The following is a 17,937-nucleotide window of genomic DNA, read 5'->3' as shown; positions in this document are numbered from 1 at the left end:
ATGAAATATTTTTAACTTATAGCATATTCACAAATGAAAAGTATCCTGTTGATTCTTATTGCTTTTATGTTTTGCTTTTATGGATTCGGCCAAAATGGTCAGCCTGCGAACGAACTTTTTCAGGCTGCACTAACAAAAGCTAAAAAAGAGCATAAAAATGTTTTTATAATCTTTACAGCAACCTGGTGTGGCCCATGCAACTACCTTAAACGAGGGCTGTATGATGTTTACAATGTGCAGTTTTTTGAAAAGAACTATGTAATACTTGAATTGTATAATCATGAATTAGGAACTAAGAAATCTTTTGAAAATCATGGAGGAGATAGTATACGTGCTGCATATAAAGGAGATACTACTTCCGTTCCGTATTGGCTTATTGTAAACCCGGTCGGGAAGAAATTATATGGGGAATCAGGTTTCTCCAACTATCCAAAAGACCTAACAAGATTTATAAAAGTACTTAAAGAGACTTCTCATTTAAATGACAGCGAATTACAAATGATATACGACCGGTTTAATCAGCTGTCAAGAAGTATTCCGGATTGAGATCAGCAACGCATGAGCTTTTGCCTGCTTTATTTTTTGCAGGCAAAATTAAGTGTGGCTGGTTTTAAATAAGCTGTGTAGAATAATATTTCAGATAAGTTTCAAAATAAAACCTTCATAAAAAGTATTGTATGTTAAAAAAATATTCAGTGCTATTGGGAATAATTATTTCGGTATCACTACTTCTTGTTGCTACAATGGTTTATCCCGGAGGTTCGCTGTTTGATAAAAATGCTGTTGGCTTCAACTGGTCGAAAAATTTTATCAGCAACCTTTTCGGTGCAAAAGCGGTGAATGGTGCAGCTAATCCGGCCAGGATATGGGCCGACGCAGGAATGATCTTTCTTGCAGTAAGCTTTGCACTATTTTTCATTGGATTTTCAAAGCGAATACCGGCTAAGGGCGCCGCAAATATGATAAAATATCTGGGAGCTGCCGGCATGCTGTGTACTTTTTTAATAGTTACTCCATTGCATGATATTATGGTTACGCTATCCAGTACATTATTCCTGGTAAGTATATTTTATATTACTGTTTTTATTTTAAAAACAAAACTGCACCTGTTTAAATTCCTCTGCATTATTTGCCTGCTTATTTTTTATTATACCTTATACCTATATGGTTCGGGCCATTATGTCTGGTTACCCGTTATGCAGAAAATCACATTTGCCAGTACTATCATTTTAGTTTTACTTTTGGAATACTTTACTAAAACAGAAGATTTTGAACATATTAAAACGGGTAAAAAATGACCTGTTCTAACCGGTATATTCAGAAGTAAAATCTGATGACCCTGAATATTACCAGTGACCGTTAAAAAATTTACCGTATTAACTTTGCAAAATCTGAAATAATAAACTATGGCTCCAACATTTTTTGCAAAACAATCCGACTTCAGAAACTGGCTGAAAAAGAATCATAAAAAAGAAAGCGAATTAATTGTTGGTTTTTATAAAGTAGGTAGTGGCCATCCCAGTATGAGTTGGTCGCAATCGGTTGACGAGGCACTTTGTTTTGGGTGGATAGATGGCGTTCGTACTTCAATTGATAAAGACAGTTACCAGATTCGTTTTACACAACGTAAACCATCAAGTATATGGAGTGCCATTAACATTAAAAAAATAGAAACATTAACAAAACAAGGATTAATGCAACCGGCAGGGCTTGCAAGTTTTGACAAAAGAAAAGAAGCAAACTCTAAAATATACGCCCACGAAAGCGAGGCTGTAAAATTTACACCGGCTTTTGAAAAACAATTTAAAGCCAATAAAAAAGCCTGGCATTATTTTCAGTCACTGGCAGCTTCGTATAAAAAAATTTCCACGCATTGGGTAATGAGTGCAAAGCAGGAAGCCACACAATTGAAAAGATTGTATGAAATTATTACAGACAGCGAAGCCGGAACAAATAAATGGAAAGACAACAAGTACAAGAAAAAATAACATGATCTCTGCTTACTACCAATAAACTTATGAGAATATTCATCGTCTTGCTATTAACATGTATATCTACTTTGCTATTTGCCCAAACCAAACCTGTATCAGATAGTTTGACCAAGCTATTAGAAGCTGTTTATAAAAAAGACCAGGAACCAAGATATCAATTAGATTCCATTCAGCAGCAATATGGTTATAATTCCAATCCGGTAAATGAGCAATGGGAATTGATCAACAGCAATGATGCTGAAAATATAAGGATCGTAGCGTCAATATTAGACAAGTACGGTTGGTTAGGCGAAAAGCAAATTTCTAAAACTGCAAATCTTACACTCTTCCTTGTTGTTCAGCATGCCGATATCGAGTACCAGGTAAGATACATTGACTTGTTAAAAAAAGCTGTTGAAAAAAGTAATGCAAAACCCACGCAATACGCTTACTTGCTGGATAGAGTAAATATGCGGCAAGGGAAATTGCAGATTTATGGTTCACAGCGGTCTGTAAGCACAAATGGTAAATCTTATTTTTACCCGATAAAAGATGTGCTCAATGTAAACACACTGAGAAAAAAAATTGGCTTGACACCTCTTACAGAAGTTACACTTCAACCGGGTTTACTTTATAATATGCCGGCAAAAAAAATTGCAAAAAATCAAGTTGTCATTACCGGCTTTGTAATTGAAAAAAACCAATCCCCCATTGATGAAGTAAGCATTAAATTTGGTGCAGCAATTGTAGCTACCACCAATGCCGATGGTTTTTATATCGCTATTATTGAAAAGAAAACTTTAAAAGAACAACTTACTTTTTCAAAGCCAGGTTATATACTATCAGATCCTCCATTAAATGATGAAGGCAAAGAAGTTTATGAACTGACAATATTGCTGAGCAAAAAATAAAACTAAAAAGTTATGAGACAGATCTTTTACGTAGTATTTTTATTCATTTTTTCAAGTTGCAACTCTAACAATAATAGTAGTACCACTAACCTCAATAACACTGATACTATTTTAAACCTGAAAACGATTAACGCTTTTGATAGTTTAGATATTGATACAGCAGACAATTTTATCACATCGAACTTCCCCCAACCAATACAAGATAAAATGCATAGCACCGTAGATAGCCTTGGGGCTATGGTAGCAGTATATTACATTAATGATACTTCGAAAGACGACAAAGTTATTTACCAGGTAATAAAAACAAAACTGCTTGATAAGAGTTTTGTGCAGATCGACAGCGATTATTTTTTGAAGCGGCAATTTAATACCAGGAAGTATGTACAAATAGAACACCATAAAAATAAAAAAGTACTTTTTTACTATGGAATGGATTTATGGAGCAATGGAAAGAAATACAAAGATGTTAAGATGGTACTTAAAGATTACCAGGCATTAAATTAAAAAATTGCGCCAATAAAAATACCGGCGCAACATAAATACAAAATAGCAGGAGCTCCTAATTCGTTACTATCCTTACAGGCCCGTTCCCATCCCCCATCAATTCTTTTCTTGCTTTTGCAAATTCTGCAGGCGTAACTTTTTTTCCTTTTGTGGGTGCTTTAAGGTCAGTTTTTTTAACCGACTTATCGATAGCAGTTGCGGTGTACACAAATTCACCCTGGTTCACATCCATGCCCAGGATCATACCCGGCAAGCCGCCAAATTGTGCAGGGCCCGATGATAAGGCAATATCTTCTGCATACCAGGCAATCATATCCAACCCCATCTGCGATTTACCTGTAGCTTTTTTACACATATGGCCGGCAATGGTTTTCGTTTCACCATCCACTAATTTCCAGGCAATATTGCGGATAGAATCTTCCACTATAAATTCTTTTTCCATCAGGTTTTTCTTTTCAATAGTAGTTTGCGTGGTAAAATCTTTATAAAAAATATTATCATTACCTGCAAAGCGCATCACTATACCACCACCCTGTTGTTCGCTCAGGTCGGGTTCTTCTTCGGCAGCTTTGTACAGCGATTTATTATCGGCAAAACTCAGTTCAAATTTATTGGTTCTAAACTGTGGTACCATCGCTTTCATCTGTTCATTTTCTTTGGGTATACGGCGGTGCATATCAATGGTTTCGTCGTAGGCAACTTTGCCTTCATTTACCTGTGCAGAACTATACTGTACCATTACAGCGGCCACTAAAAGGGCGATAATTTTTTTCATGATGTTTTAATTTTATACAAATCTATTTTCCGGCACCGGCATTTGAGGTTAAGCATCCTTGCATTAACGTTAATTAAGGTTAATGCCGTAAAACCCAATGCCATTATGGTTTACATTTGTGTAGTTACATATGAAAAAGAAAATTATCGCCGATCCTTTATTAATGATTGCCACGATACTCATCATCGTTGGCTTCCAGGTATACTGGATAAAAAATAATTACGACCGGGAGAAAAGGCTGCTTACCAGTAAGGCAGGCATTGTATTTCGCACTGCCATATTTGAAATGCAGGCCAAAAAACTGCACCTGCCTCCCATGACAAAAGATAGCAGCTCACATGCGGATATTAAAGTAGTGCTTACCGAAAACGGAGAGGATAATCCGATACTGATAAAAAAATCTAAAGAGCAGGTACTTGGTGTTGCCAATGCATTGCGCCAGCAACTTGCAGACAGCCTGCAAAAAGACAGTACTAAAAAAACTAAAATGGTATTGTCAGTAAATAACTCTACTGTGTTATACCGCAATGATGGCGGGAAAATTCAAACCACAGCATCAGCAACAGACAGCAAGGGAAAGATTGTACAGATCTTATACGGTATTGATTCGCTCCAGGATTCTGTAAAACTCAGTGATATTATTGCAGCAGTTCAAAAATCATTCAAAGAAGAAAAACTACCGGAATCTTTTTCCGTTATTCCTCTTGCTGTAGCCAATAAAAATAATATTCCGCAGAACGACATGATGGAGGATGTTGAAAAAATGGATGAGGTATCCATAGGTTTTTTACATCCTGTTACTTATAAGTTGCAACTGGATAATACTTTTGGTTACCTGTTTAAAAAAATATTATCTCCCCTGCTCTTCTCTTTATTTTTGGTAGGCGTAACCATCTTTACATTTTTATTATTGTACAGGAACTTAAACAGGCAACGCCGTTTAACAGCAATAAAAAATGAATTCATTGGCAATATCACCCACGAATTAAAAACGCCTATCAGTACAGTAGGTGTAGCTATTGAAGCGATGCAGAATTTTAATGCGCTGCAAAACCCCGAACGTACGCAGGAATATTTAAGCATTGCCAATAATGAATTACAGAGGCTGGGTTTACTGGTAGATAAGGTTTTAAAATTGTCCATGTTTGAAAAGCATGAAGTGGAACTGACAGAAGAAATATTTGACATTAAGCAATTAGTAAATGAAGTGGTAAATTCAATGCGTTTACAGTTTGAAAAACATCATGCAGTTATTGATATACATACAAGCGGCGATGATTTTACTTTAACTGCCGACAAAATGCATATCACCAGTGTAGTGTACAACCTGTTAGACAATGCACTAAAATACAGTAAGGCCGACCCTCATGTTACCATTGATATCAATGCATCCGCAGCTAACATTATTTTAAAAATAACTGATAATGGTATTGGCATACCGGCTGCTTATACCAACAAAATATTCGAAAAATTTTTCCGGGTGCCATCAGGTGATAAACACAATGTTAAAGGGTATGGTCTTGGCCTTAGTTATGTGGCACATATCATTACTCAACACAATGGCACCATTGATGTAAAGAGCGAGGAAGGAAAAGGCACTGCATTCACCATTCAACTACCTAAAGAAAATGAGCATTAAAATACTATATGCCGAAGACGAATTGTTTTTAGGCAAGATCGTAAAAGAAAGTCTTGAAACAAGAGGCTACCAGGTGCTGATGGAAACAGATGGTGAAAAAGTATTGCCGTTATTTACAAGCAATACCCCGGATGTTTGTGTACTTGATGTAATGCTGCCTAATAAAGATGGTTTTGAAATTGCAGAAGCGATAAGAGCTATTGATAAAGCCGTGTCGATTTTATTTCTTACCGCTAAAACACAAACGCAGGACCTGGTGAAAGGGTTTCAATTGGGCGGTAATGATTATATCCGCAAACCATTCAGCATGGAAGAACTGATCATCCGTATTGAAAATGCCTTACGCTACCGCAATGGCGAAAGAATTGCGACTGACAAAAAAGAAGATATCAGGATCGGTAAATACACTTTCCATTTAGGCCGGCAGGTGCTGAAAGATAATGGCGATGAAAAAAAATTATCGTTTCGTGAAAGTGAACTATTAAAATTATTATACGAAAATAAAGACCGTATCATCGACCGCAGGGATATCTTGAATTTACTCTGGGGCAATGATAACTTTTTTAATTCCCGCAACCTGGATGTGTACATCACTAAACTACGTGGTTATTTACGCAACGACCCATCCCTGGAGATCATTACCATTAAAGGTATTGGCTACCGCTTTGTGATAGAGTAATTATTTCTGCTGCCAGAAAGAGGCAGTTGAAGCAACATCAGCCACTATCTTATCACTATGTCTTTTTAATATAGCATTGGTAAGCCCCCTGTTTTCAACAGCCAGCCCCATCATAAGGTTGCCCTTTGCCGTGATATAGAACTGGCAAGGTTGAATGGCCCCGTTTTGTTTTAGCAATGCCGCATTCATTACAGAGGTATCTGCACGTGGTGCACCAAGAAACACAGTAAGCCATACGAAATTTGTACTGGGACTGATCTCAAAACCCACCGGTACATCAAAGGTAGGTGTGGTGAACTTTACTTCATATTTTTCCGAACCCGGTGTAGTGGTAAGGTCTTTAACCGTGTTACCCAATTGAATTAATTTTTCTTTTAACTGGGCACTGTTAAGTGGATCGCAGCTTTGTGCATTACAAAATGAAGTAACCATAAAGATGAAGCATATCACTTGTATAAACCTGCTGAAGGATTTTATTTTCATACGTTTAATTTTAGAGTAAATGTAAAAAACTCTGATGGCGGATGCAATACCATGCTTTGGGTATTTTAAAAAATTAATTTATTTTTTTACTGTCCAGGTACGTGGCGCATATAAAAAAAGCACCAACTTAAATTTCAAGTCAGTGCTTTTTTATATAGCAAATCATTTTATTTCCCTTTACCGGATTCTATAGCCGCATGTGCAGCAGCCAGTAATGCAATCGGCACTCTGAAAGGAGAACAGCTTACATAATTCATACCTACACGGTGAAAGAATTTCACACTTTCTGCATCGCCACCATGCTCGCCGCAAATACCTACTTTTAAATTTGGTTTTGTTTTACGGCCACGGTCGGTACCCAATTTAACCAATTCCCCTACGCCATCCTGGTCAATGGTTTGAAAAGGATCATCAGGCAAAACTTTCAGGTCCATATACTTCGGTAAAAATCCGCCCACATCATCCCGGCTAAAACCAAAACTCATTTGTGTAAGGTCGTTGGTACCAAAGCTGAAGAAGTCTGCTATTTCGGCCATCTTATCTGCCTTTATTGCGGCCCTCGGTATTTCAATCATGGTGCCATATAAGTAAGGTATCTTTTTCATCTTCTTACTATCGCATACTTCTTTATATACCCTATCCACAATTATTTTCTGATGGATCAGTTCATTTTCGATGCAGGTAACGGGTACCATAATTTCAGGAAATGCTTTTTTACCCGATTTCAGTATTTCTGCTGTAGCCTCAAAAATGGCCCTCACCTGCATTTCAGTAATTTCAGGATAACTAACGCCAAGCCTTACACCACGATGTCCGAGCATGGGATTATTTTCATGCAATGCCAAAACCCTGCGGCGCAACATACTTAAACTGATGCCCAGCTCTTTACTTAGTTCCTGTAATTTGGAAACATCATGCGGTACAAATTCATGCAATGGCGGATCAAGCAAGCGGATAGTTACCGGGTAGCCTTTCATCACTTCCATGGTATCCTTAATATCTTTCTTCACAAAAACAAAAAGATCATTCAATGCTTTACGCCTTTCAGGTTCTGTTTTGCTCATGATCATTTTACGCAGTAAGAACAATGGCTGTTCACTGCCTTCGCCGTAAAACATATGCTCTGTACGGAACAGGCCAATACCTTCTGCACCAAATTTCATTGCGTGTGCAGCATCTTCAGGGGTTTCAGCATTAGTACGCACTTTTAACGTCCTGGTTTTGTTTACCAGTTTCATCAGGTTTTTATACGCCAGGTTTTTATCCAGGTCAATATCCACTAAACCCATACTTCCTAAATACACCAGCCCCTTTGTGCCATCTAAACTTAACCAGTCACCTTCTTTAATAAATGTACCGTCGTTGGCTTTAAAAGATTTTGTTTCAATATGAATTTCAATATCAGCACAACCTACGATACAGCATTTACCCCAACCTCTTGCTACTAATGCCGCATGCGATGTCATACCGCCTTTTGTAGTAAGAATGGCTTGTGATTTATGCATGCCATCAACATCTTCAGGCGAAGTTTCTTCTCTTACCAAAATAACTTTTTCTCCTTTGGCCGCCCATTCCACAGCATCATTTGAAGTGAACACCACACGGCCTTTTGCACCACCGGGGCCTGCAGGCAAACCTTTAGCTATAGCTTTTGTTGCGGCTTGTTCTTTTGGATCTAACATCGGCAATAATAATTCTACCAATTGATTCGGTGCCACTCTTTTAATGGCAGTTTTTGCATCAATCAGTTTTTCATTATACATATCGCTTGCCATTTTTACAGCAGCAACACCATTACGTTTACCAATACGGCACTGCAACATAAAGAGCGTTCCTTTTTCAATGGTAAACTCTATATCCTGCATGTCTTTATAATGCTTTTCCAATCTTCTTTGTATGTCAAATAATTGTTTGTATGCAACAGGCATTATAAATTCTAATGTAGGCAGATGCCTGCTCTGATCATTTTTAGAATATTCATTTACCGGCGCCGGTGTTCTGATGCCAGCCACCACATCTTCGCCTTGTGCATTCACTAAATATTCTCCATAAAATTTATTTTCTCCATTGCCGGGGTTTCTTGTAAACGCAACACCTGTTGCACTGCTGTCGCCCATATTACCGAATACCATGGCCTGTACATTTACTGCAGTACCCCATTCGTCAGGAATTTTTTCTATGCGGCGGTACTCGCAGGCACGTTTGCCCATCCAGCTGCTGAACACAGCACCAATGCTGCCCCATAATTGTTCATAGGGATCATCAGGAAATGGTTTACCTAATACTTTTAATACCGTGGCTTTAAAATCTTTTACCAATGCTTTTAATTCATTAATGGTAAGATCGGTATCAAACTTATATCCCTTTTTATGTTTTATCTTTTCTAATTTTTCGTCCAATACTTTTCTTATGCCTTTACCACCTTTGGGTTCAATACCGCCTGCTTTTTCCATTACCACATCGGCATACATCATAATTAAACGACGATAAGCATCATAAGCAAAACGGGCATCGCCTGATTGGTTGATAACTCCTTCAATAGTTTTTTCATTCAGCCCAATATCCAATACCGTCTCCATCATACCCGGCATCGATTTTCTTGCGCCGGAACGTACAGATACCAGCAATGGATTATTTACATCGCCGAATTTTTTTCCCATTTCCTTTTCAACAGCTGCTAATGCTTTTTTTAACTGGGCATCCAGTACTGCCGGATATTTCTTTTTATTATTGTAATAGTAAGTACATACTTCTGTGGTTAATGTAAATCCCGGGGGAACCGGTAAGCGGAGTTTGGGATGCCCCGCCATTTCTGCCAGGTTAGCGCCTTTGCCACCCAGTAAGTTTTTCATCGATTCGTTTCCGTCTGCCTTGCCTCCGCCAAAATAATACACATACTTTGCGGCTTTTTTAATTTGTGCCATAATTGAATATTGAAATTGTGAGTATAGAAATAATGTGCAATCGTTACTACTTCTAATTATAAAAATTTTGTGACAGAGAATTTGATACCACTTTAAATACGCCATCTTTTCTTACTATCTGGTAGCAATTATTGATAGCCCTGATGTTGGGATTAGACAGGTGCTTTTCATTATAAGGAGCCAGCATATTTTCTTCGCCAATTACTTTTCCATAAGCATCCACTACTCTTTCAAATACCCTGTATTGAAAATGCCAGGGATTTAATCCTTCAGGAGTATCGCCGCTATCATAAGTATCATTAAAGCCTTCAAATATCAATTCTGTAGAGTGATTGATATGATGTATCAGGTGTTCGGTAATATTGATGTACTCATCCATGTCAGGGTCGTTGCGTACAATTCCGCTGTCCCAGATAGTTTCTCCGTTTAAAAAAATGACCAACCTGTTATCTACATGTTTAACATTGATCCAGTATTCCTTTTTCATTGTATTTAAGTTTAATCGTGGTGAATTGGGTTATATATTTCTGATGCTAAAATTGATAATTAACCGGCATTAAGGATATGAGTTACGTCAGTTGTTGAACTGATAATGATTAATTTTTATAGCTGCTTTTTGCCGATAAAGTACCCGATTTCGTAAACCGTCGGTGAATTGGTGTTGCAACTTTTAATTTATTTTTGCTATCGTTTATATCAGCTTATTTAACTGTCAATACAATGAGTTTACTTTTTTCGCCTTTAACATTAAAGAGTGTTACGTTAAAAAACAGGATCGTGGTCTCTCCTATGTGCCAGTACTCCTGCGTGGATGGTTTTGCCAGCGACTGGCACTTGGTACATTTAGGCAGCCGTGCCATTGGCGGTGCTGCGTTAATTATACAGGAAGCCACTGCAGTAAATGCTGCAGGCCGTATCAGCTACGGCGATATGGGTATCTGGAAAGATGAGCATATTGAAAAATTAAGTGCTATCGTTTCCTTCATACACCAGCATGGTGCAGTAGCAGGTATACAACTGGCGCATGCAGGACGAAAGGCCAGTTGCGACTTACCATGGAACGGTGGTTTACAGATTAAGTCGGGTGATAATCACTGGCAAACCGTGGCTCCCTCTGCTATTCCTTTTTATGATACTGACCTGGCACCTGATGCATTAACCAAGGAAGAAATTGCCGGAACCATCAATGATTTTAAACAAGCCGCAGTCCGTGCTTTAAAAGCAGGTTATAAAGTAATTGAATTACATGCTGCACATGGTTATTTGATCAATGAGTTTTTATCTCCCCTGAGTAATCAGCGTACAGATGAATATGGCGGCAGTTTTGAAAACAGGGTAAGATTTCTTATAGAAATTATTGCTGCAGTACAAACAGTATGGCCGGCAGACCTCCCCATATTCGTTCGTATTTCTGCCAGCGACTGGGCAGAGGGTGGCTGGACTATTGCGGATTCTGTACAACTGGCGATGATCTTACAAAAGAAAGGTATTGACCTGATCGATACTTCTTCAGGGGGTATTTCATCTACTGCAAAAATTACTGCGGGGCCGGGTTACCAGGTGCCTTTTGCTGAAGCGATAAAAAAACAAACGGGAATGCCAACTGGTGCCGTTGGTATTATCACCACTGCAACACAGGCGGAAGAAATTTTACAACAGCAAAAGGCAGATGTAATATTAATGGCAAGAGAATTATTACGTGACCCTTACTTTCCATTGCACGCTGCTAAGGAATTGAATGAAGATGTGGAATGGCCGGTGCAATATGTAAGAGCAAAAAGATAAACCAATTTTAAATTAACCATATAAGACATAGAGAGCATTTAAGGTCTTTAAAGTATATAAGGTATGTAGTAAACTCATGTTTTTCTATATGACTTAAATGCCTCAAATGCCTGAATGGTAAAAATCTCTTTGTCTTATCTATTTTTTTATTCTCCCTATCCTTGTTATTTTCACGCTATGCCAGTTACGCATCCGCAGATAAAAAATTTATTACAATGTATCGACCTGGAAGAAAAGGAGCAGGTAAAAAGATACAGTCTTGATCAGCAACATACTTTAAAATCATTAAAGGCTGAAGGCCTTGCATTACATCCTATCGTTGTAACCAGGAAAAATTTCGGTTATGCTGATTATCCGGAGATCAGTTTCCGTTTGAATTTTCCACCGGAAATGAATTTGTTTAAGGATGGCGCTGCCATTGAATGTTTTTGTTCGGGAGAAGAACCGGTGAAAGGGGTATTAATAAATTTAGATGGCAAGAGTGGGGAGTTCCGTTTGTTTGCACCGGATTTTCCTGATTGGATCGAGGATGATGGTGTAGGCATAAAATTAGCACCCGATCAACGCACTACCACCATCATGAAAACGGTGCTGAATAATTTAGAAGGCAATAAAGAATTGTTTGAATTATTTGAGCAATTGCATGGTGATCCGGCAAAAGAAAAAATTATAGCCATTGTACCAGCAGTTTCTCTTTCTTTCAATAATAAAAATTTAAATGAAAGCCAGCAACAGGCTGTTGCCGCCATTACTGCCAACGAACAAATTATAATTGTGCACGGACCGCCGGGCACCGGAAAAACCACTACTCTTGTTGAAGCGATAGTACAATTGGTAAGATTGGGAGAAAAAGTTTTAGTGTCTGCACCAAGCAATACTGCCGTAGATAATATTGCCAAAGGATTGATTGCACAAAACTTAAAAGTGTTACGTGTAGGCAATACCAGCAAAGTAGATGAAACCATTTTTCAGCATACACCCGAAGGGAAATTAAACAACAGCAAACAACTGAAGGAAATAAAGCAATTAAAAATAAGGGCTGAAGAATTCAGGAAGATGGCGCTGAAATACAAACGCAGTTTTGGCAAAGCAGAAAGAGAACAACGCAATCTTTTATTTAAAGAAGTAAAAAATATAAGAACCGAAATAAAAAAATTACAGGCATACAATGAGGAAAAATTATATACCGAAGCAGATGTAATTCTAGGTACACCGGTTGGTTTGTATGATGCAAAGATCAACCACCTCTCCTTTCATACTTTAGTAATTGATGAAGCCGGGCAATGTATTGAGCCTTTGGCATGGACCATTTTTCCATTAGCAAAAAAATATGTACTGGCAGGCGATCATTTGCAATTGCCACCAACAGTCTTGAGCAATGAAGCGGCGAGGCTTGGTTTAAACCGTTCCATTTTAGAAGTAAGTATTGCAACGGCAGATAATGTTTTTTTATTGAACACTCAATATCGTATGAGGGAAGCTATTGCCGGCTTCAGCAGCAATTATTTTTATGAAGGGCTTTTACAAACTGCCACTCATCTCACCAATAATGCAACGCATATCACTTTTATTGATACTGCCGGCTCCGGCTTTAATGAAAAACATGGCAACGATGGTACCAGTCTGCAAAACGAGGGGGAGTTACAGGTGGTACAAAAAATTATCGAAACAGAAAATCTTGATCCCTTACATACGGCATTCATTTCTCCCTATGCCGGGCAGGTAGCTGCAGCAAAAGAAATTTTACCGAAGCCAATGCGTATCAGTACCATTGACAGTTTCCAGGGGCAGGAAAAAGAAATTATTATTTTATCATTAGTAAGAAGCAATGACGATGGCGATATTGGGTTTTTAAAAGATTACCGCAGGATGAATGTGGCTATCACAAGAGCTAAAGAACAATTATTTGTAATTGGCGACAGTGCTACAATTGGTGCTGATGCTTTTTACAATGCCTTCCTTACTTATATTGAGCAATCCGGCACTTACAGAACGGTATGGGAGTTTGAATTGTAATAAAACTTACAATGGTATATTGCCATGTTTCTTCCTTGGCCGTTTTGCTACTTTATTTTCTAACATAGCAAAAGCTTTGATGAGTTTTTTACGGGTATCTTTTGGTTCTATCACTTCGTCAATAAAACCTCTTTCGGCAGCAAGATAAGGGGTAGCAAATTTTTCAGCATACTCTGCTTCTTTCTCCGCTAATTTCTGTGCAGGGTCTGCAGCAGCCGCAATTTCTTTTTTAAAAATAATTTCACTGGCGCCTTTTGCTCCCATTACTGCAATCTCTGCAGTGGGCCATGCAAAATTCATATCTGCACCAATATGTTTGGAGTTCATTACATCATAGGCGCCACCGTACGCTTTACGGGTGATCACTGTAACACGTGGCACCGTTGCTTCGCTTAACGCATACAATAATTTTGCACCGTTGGTGATAATGCCATTCCATTCCTGGTCGGTGCCGGGTAAAAAGCCGGGCACATCTACCAATACCAGCAAGGGAATATTAAAACAATCGCAGAATCTTGTAAACCTGGCGCCTTTTTTTGAACTGTCAATATCCAGTACTCCTGCGAGGCTCATGGGTTGATTGGCAACAATGCCAATACTTCTGCCTGCAAGTCTTGCAAAACCCACCACAATATTTTCTGCATACTCTTTATGCATTTCAAAAAAAGAATCCGCATCACAAATACCTGCTATTACTGCACGTATGTCATAAGGCTGGTTCGTACTTTCCGGAATGATCGTTTCTAATTCCTCTCTCATTTCATCTGCTAATGTGTACGGTAATTTCACCGGTACATCCTCACAATTTTGTGGTATATAACTCAGTAGTTTTTTCAGTTGCTCTATGCATACCATATCATTGGCTGCTGTAAGATGGGTTACACCAGATTTTACTGCATGAGTGGATGCACCGCCTAAAGCTTCAGCACTTACTTCTTCGTTAGTAACCGTCTTCACTACATTGGGACCGGTAACAAACATATAGCTGGTATTTTCTACCATGATAGTAAAATCTGTGATAGCTGGAGAATACACAGCACCTCCTGCACAGGGCCCCATAATGGCCGACAACTGCGGAATAACACCTGATGCCTGCACATTCCTGTAAAAAATATCGGCATAGCCACCCAGCGACCTAACGCCTTCCTGTATACGAGCGCCGCCGGAATCATTCATGCCTATCATTGGCGCACCGGTTTTCATTGCCAGGTCCATTATCTTACAAATTTTTTCAGCATGCGTTTCTGATAAGGCTCCGCCAAATACCGTGAAGTCCTGCGCAAATACATATACCAGTTTGCCATTTACAGTGCCATAGCCGGTAATAACACCATCACCGTAAAACTGCTGTTCTTCCATTCCAAAATCTTTGGTACGGTGAATTACTAATGCACCTACTTCTTCAAAAGAACCGGGATCCATTAGTAAGGCAACCCGTTCCCTGGCTGTTAATTTTCCTTTCTGATGTTGTGCTGCAATTCTCTCTTCGCCACCACCTAACTTACCAGCTTCCGTTTTTTCTTTTAAAATAGCAATTTTAGATTTCATCACTGTTATGCTTTTATTGATCGCTCTTTAATTTTAATGTGCCAGCCTTCTTTTCCAACTGGTAGATTTATTCTCCACCGGGTTGATCAGCTTTTGCTGATCCAAATAATACCGCAAGCCAACAACCGCCGCAATGGCTGCATTGGCTTTTTGTTTTTCTTTTATCGCTTCGGGGGTATAATATTTTTTTACAAAATTGGTATCGAAATGCCCGGTAAAAAAAGCCTCATGCTCAAACACAAAAGTGCCGAATGGTAATGTAGTGGCAACACCTTCAATTTTATATTCTTTAATAGCCGCTAACATTTTTTGGATGGCTTCTGTTCTTGTTTTACCATGCACCACCAGTTTCGCAATCATGGGATCGTAATAAATAGAAACTTCCATCCCTTCTTCATAACCATCATCTACCCTTATCCCCTCGCCTGTTGGTTTTGAATATTTAATAAGTGTACCGATAGAAGGTAAAAAATTATTCAGCGGGTCTTCTGCACATACACGCAATTCAATAGCATGCCCGTTAAGCACAAGATCATCTTGTGTGAAGCTTAATTTTTCACCTCTTGCAATTTTTATTTGTTCTTCCACAAGATCAAGCCCTGTGATCATTTCAGATACAGCATGTTCTACCTGCAGGCGTGTATTCATTTCCAAAAAATAAAAATTCAAATGCTCGTCCATTAAAAATTCTACAGTGCCCGTGCTGGTATAGTTGCAGGACTTTGCCACCATAATAGCAGCGTCGCCAATTTTTTCTCTTAGTTCGGGAGTCATGATGGCTGAAGGAGTTTCTTCCACTACTTTTTGATGACGGCGTTGTATGCTGCATTCCCTCTCAAAACCGTGAATGATATTGCCGAACTTATCTGCCACTACCTGCACTTCAATATGTCGTGGTGAACTGACATATTTTTCAATGAACACAGCGCCATCACCAAATGCGGCCTTAGCTTCACTGATAGCCCTTTCCATTTGTTCCTGCATATCAGTTGCTTTTTCCACCACACGCATTCCTTTGCCACCACCACCTGCAGAAGCTTTTATTAAAACGGGATAACCGATCTTATCGGCTATTTGTATAGCTACATTTACATCTTCAATGGCTTTATCTATGCCCGGCACCATTGGAATATTATAATGACTTACACATTCTTTTGCAGCCAGTTTTGAACCCATTATTCGCATAGCTGCAGGACTTGGCCCTATAAAATTTATTCCAGCATCTTCTACTTTTTGTGCAAACGCAGCATTCTCACTTAAAAAACCATAACCGGGATGAATGGCATCTGCACCAAGTTCTTTACAAACAGCAATAATTTTATCGCCATTTAAGTAAGATTGATCTGATGGCGCCGGCCCGATGCAAACGGCTTCATCTGCAAATAAAACATGCGGCGCATTTCTATCTACGTCTGAATATACCGCAACAGACCGAAGCCCCATTTTACGAATAGTACGCATGATCCTTAAAGCAATTTCCCCCCTGTTAGCCACTAATATTTTTTGCATAATATTTTTTTACTTCTAATTTAGCCTCCATTTTTTTCTCAACTCTCAACTCTCAACTCTCAACTCTCAACTCACTCCAACTCCACCAACACCTGTCCTTTTTCCACCGCCTGCCCTGCTGTTACTTTTATATTTTTTATAGTGGCATTCACCGGTATCAGGATACTGTTCTCCATCTTCATTGCACCCAGTATCAGCACCTTATCACCTTCATTTACCTGTTGCCCTTCGGTTACTGCAATTTCTAAAACCATACCCGGCATTGGTGCTTTAATATCTTTGATCTGTTTTGCAGCGGTAAAACCAAATCCCATTTTATCTAATACCTGGTCCAGTTCATCTTTTATTTCTACCTGGTAAATTTCGCCGTCTATTTCAATGCTTAATTTTTTTCCGGTATCATCTGCAGTTATCAATGTTGCATTAACCGACTGATGTGCTGCAATACAATTAAATACTCCAGGAGATTTTTTAATGAGGTCTGCTGCGGCGATTTCCTCTTTACTAAAAGAGAATTCAAATTCGTTGGCCTTTACTTTAAATGCTGCATTAAGGTTTGCCATATAACAAGCTATTTTCTTGTAAGTTAATTAATTTCTGAGTTATTATTTGCAGTGCTGCATTTAATGTTTTTTACAACCATTGATTCAATTTATTGCACCCATAATTCCATAAATATGTGAATGATGTAAATGATTTCCTTAATTATGGAACATTTCTCTGCTTTACCGGCCCGAACTTTGTACAACAGTTAATGAGGTTAATTCAAATGTAGTTATGAAAAAATTTATCATCATAGTATTTAGTGCCTTTGTACTTATCAGTGCCTGCATGATCATCAGTTCATTTACTATTCTGCAAAATGAAACATCCGGTATCCATGGTACTATAAAGCCGGCGGATATGGTAAAAAAGGTATGGGCTATCAGCGACAAAGACACCGTTTCTATTGTGCCTTCGGCAGGGGCTTTTTCTTTAGATGTTAAACCTGCCAACTGGAAATTATATGTAGAAGCTATTAAGCCGTACAAAGATGTAACAGTAACCAATATTATTGTGGAAGCAGCGAAGTATACAGATGTAGGCGAAATTAAACTCACATCGGATCAGCGATAAAAATAAGGATGTAAGCATAACAGGTTTTGTTCAGGCATGGCCGTGTCTTCATTAATGGTAAATATGTGTATCGCTTTT

Annotated in this window: 17 protein-coding genes; 10 read left to right on the top strand and 7 right to left on the bottom strand. The window is 38.6% G+C overall.

Annotated elements, in window-relative coordinates; genetic code table 11:
• The first annotated feature begins 33 nt into the window (after positions 1–33).
• The 5 genes from ACQ334_RS11750 (at position 34) to ACQ334_RS11730 (ending at position 3,385) form a co-directional block, all read left to right on the top strand.
• A complete protein-coding gene (locus tag ACQ334_RS11750; RefSeq protein ID WP_430988412.1) occupies positions 34–546 on the top strand; it encodes a thioredoxin family protein in 513 nt (170 codons plus the stop codon).
• 131 nt (positions 547–677) lie between these two features.
• Positions 678–1,298, top strand: coding sequence for a hypothetical protein (locus tag ACQ334_RS11745; RefSeq protein ID WP_430988411.1), 621 nt, complete (start codon positions 678–680; stop codon positions 1,296–1,298).
• 108 nt (positions 1,299–1,406) lie between these two features.
• Positions 1,407–1,988 carry a YdeI/OmpD-associated family protein gene (locus tag ACQ334_RS11740; RefSeq protein WP_430988410.1) on the top strand — a complete coding sequence of 194 codons (582 nt, stop codon included), beginning with the start codon at positions 1,407–1,409 and terminating at the stop codon, positions 1,986–1,988.
• Between the two features lie 107 nt (positions 1,989–2,095).
• Positions 2,096–2,881, top strand: a complete 786-nt coding sequence (locus ACQ334_RS11735; protein ID WP_430988409.1) for a DUF6624 domain-containing protein — start codon at positions 2,096–2,098, stop codon at positions 2,879–2,881.
• 12 nt (positions 2,882–2,893) lie between these two features.
• Positions 2,894–3,385 (top strand): hypothetical protein, encoded by a 492-nt coding sequence (locus ACQ334_RS11730; RefSeq protein WP_430988408.1) that lies wholly within the window; start codon positions 2,894–2,896, stop codon positions 3,383–3,385.
• Between the two features lie 55 nt (positions 3,386–3,440).
• Here ACQ334_RS11730 and ACQ334_RS11725 read toward each other — a convergent pair whose 3' ends face one another.
• Positions 3,441–4,160 (bottom strand): GLPGLI family protein, encoded by a 720-nt coding sequence (locus ACQ334_RS11725; RefSeq protein ID WP_430988407.1) that lies wholly within the window; start codon positions 4,158–4,160, stop codon positions 3,441–3,443.
• A gap of 130 nt (positions 4,161–4,290) precedes the next feature.
• Here ACQ334_RS11725 and ACQ334_RS11720 point away from each other — a divergent pair, with 130 nt between their 5' ends.
• On the top strand, positions 4,291–5,799 hold the full coding sequence (locus ACQ334_RS11720; RefSeq protein WP_430988406.1) for a sensor histidine kinase: 1,509 nt from the start codon (positions 4,291–4,293) through the stop codon (positions 5,797–5,799).
• Positions 5,789–6,478, top strand: coding sequence for a response regulator transcription factor (locus tag ACQ334_RS11715; RefSeq protein WP_430988405.1), 690 nt, complete (start codon positions 5,789–5,791; stop codon positions 6,476–6,478). The genes ACQ334_RS11720 and ACQ334_RS11715 overlap by 11 nt, the downstream gene beginning before the upstream one ends.
• Here the strand turns inward: ACQ334_RS11715 and ACQ334_RS11710 are convergent, their stop codons facing one another.
• The 3 genes from ACQ334_RS11710 to ACQ334_RS11700 all read right to left on the bottom strand — a co-directional run bounded on the left by ACQ334_RS11710 (position 6,479) and on the right by ACQ334_RS11700 (position 10,372).
• A complete protein-coding gene (locus ACQ334_RS11710; RefSeq protein WP_430988404.1) occupies positions 6,479–6,961 on the bottom strand; it encodes a hypothetical protein in 483 nt (160 codons plus the stop codon).
• A 167-nt stretch (positions 6,962–7,128) separates the two neighbouring features.
• On the bottom strand, positions 7,129–9,885 hold the full coding sequence (ppdK, locus tag ACQ334_RS11705; protein WP_430988403.1) for a pyruvate, phosphate dikinase: 2,757 nt from the start codon (positions 9,883–9,885) through the stop codon (positions 7,129–7,131).
• Between the two features lie 52 nt (positions 9,886–9,937).
• On the bottom strand, positions 9,938–10,372 hold the full coding sequence (locus ACQ334_RS11700) for a hypothetical protein (protein ID WP_430988402.1): 435 nt from the start codon (positions 10,370–10,372) through the stop codon (positions 9,938–9,940).
• A 233-nt stretch (positions 10,373–10,605) separates the two neighbouring features.
• Between ACQ334_RS11700 and namA the strand changes: the two genes are divergently transcribed.
• Together namA and ACQ334_RS11690 are read left to right on the top strand one after the other, a co-directional pair.
• Positions 10,606–11,670, top strand: coding sequence for an NADPH dehydrogenase NamA (gene namA, locus ACQ334_RS11695; RefSeq protein ID WP_430988401.1), 1,065 nt, complete (start codon positions 10,606–10,608; stop codon positions 11,668–11,670).
• A gap of 129 nt (positions 11,671–11,799) precedes the next feature.
• The gene (locus tag ACQ334_RS11690) at positions 11,800–13,686 is read left to right on the top strand and encodes an AAA domain-containing protein (protein ID WP_430988400.1); all 1,887 of its coding nucleotides are present in this window, start codon (positions 11,800–11,802) and stop codon (positions 13,684–13,686) included.
• Between the two features lie 6 nt (positions 13,687–13,692).
• Here ACQ334_RS11690 and ACQ334_RS11685 read toward each other — a convergent pair whose 3' ends face one another.
• The 3 genes from ACQ334_RS11685 to ACQ334_RS11675 all read right to left on the bottom strand — a co-directional run bounded on the left by ACQ334_RS11685 (position 13,693) and on the right by ACQ334_RS11675 (position 17,306).
• The gene (locus ACQ334_RS11685) at positions 13,693–15,234 is read right to left on the bottom strand and encodes an acyl-CoA carboxylase subunit beta (RefSeq protein ID WP_430988399.1); all 1,542 of its coding nucleotides are present in this window, start codon (positions 15,232–15,234) and stop codon (positions 13,693–13,695) included.
• Positions 15,235–15,267: 33 nt separating this feature from the next.
• On the bottom strand, positions 15,268–16,743 hold the full coding sequence (locus ACQ334_RS11680) for an acetyl-CoA carboxylase biotin carboxylase subunit (RefSeq protein ID WP_430988398.1): 1,476 nt from the start codon (positions 16,741–16,743) through the stop codon (positions 15,268–15,270).
• Positions 16,744–16,814: 71 nt separating this feature from the next.
• Positions 16,815–17,306, bottom strand: coding sequence for a biotin/lipoyl-containing protein (locus ACQ334_RS11675; protein WP_430988397.1), 492 nt, complete (start codon positions 17,304–17,306; stop codon positions 16,815–16,817).
• Between the two features lie 214 nt (positions 17,307–17,520).
• On the opposite strand from ACQ334_RS11675, the gene ACQ334_RS11670 reads away from it, so the two are divergent.
• On the top strand, positions 17,521–17,859 hold the full coding sequence (locus ACQ334_RS11670; RefSeq protein WP_430988396.1) for a hypothetical protein: 339 nt from the start codon (positions 17,521–17,523) through the stop codon (positions 17,857–17,859).
• Positions 17,860–17,937: the final 78 nt, after the last annotated feature.

This window comes from Ferruginibacter sp. SUN106 (assembly GCF_050611765.1).
In the GTDB taxonomy this organism is placed as follows: domain Bacteria; phylum Bacteroidota; class Bacteroidia; order Chitinophagales; family Chitinophagaceae; genus Ferruginibacter.
Note: the sequence above shows the minus strand (reverse complement) of the source record. Positions and strands in the feature narration are given on the sequence as shown.